The sequence below is a fragment of the Streptomyces sp. SID13726 genome, assembly GCF_010548375.1.
Classification (GTDB): Bacteria; Actinomycetota; Actinomycetes; order Streptomycetales; family Streptomycetaceae; genus Streptomyces.
Window position 1 is genome coordinate 1 of the sequence record NZ_JAAGLY010000253.1, and the last position, 527, is coordinate 527.

General features: G+C 70.4%; 1 protein-coding gene. It reads left to right on the forward strand.

Annotated features, from left to right (window positions below; translation table 11 throughout):
* The coding region (cydB, locus tag G3I78_RS47475; RefSeq protein ID WP_164436827.1) for a cytochrome d ubiquinol oxidase subunit II at window positions 1–527 on the forward strand (527 nt) is incomplete at both ends.

The window sequence follows — 527 nt, forward strand, 5'->3', positions numbered from 1 at the left end:
GGCATGCTGCTGTCGATCCTCCCGCGCGGTGACAAGGAGCACCGCGAGAAGGAACGCCGCGTCCTCATCAACTCCATCGGCCCCGTGTGGGACGGGAACGAGGTCTGGCTTCTCACCGCGGGCGGCGCGACGTTCGCCGCGTTCCCCGAGTGGTACGCGACCCTCTTCTCCGGCTTCTACCTGCCGCTCCTGCTCATCCTCGTCGCGCTCATCGTGCGCGGCGTGGCGTTCGAGTACCGCGGCAAGATCCGCGACGAGGGCTGGGCGCGGCGCTGCGACGTCGCAATCCAGGTCGGGTCGTGGGTGCCCGCCGTGCTGTGGGGCGTCGCGTTCGCCAACCTCGTGCGCGGCGTGCAGCTCGACGCCGACCACCAGTTCGTCGGCGGGTTCTTCTCGCTCCTGTCGCCGTTCGCGCTCCTCGGCGGGCTCGTCACGCTGAGCCTGTTCCTGCTGCACGGCTCGGTGTTCGTCGCGCTCAAGACCGACGGCGAGATCCGCGCCCGGGCCCGGCAGCACGCCTCGGTCTT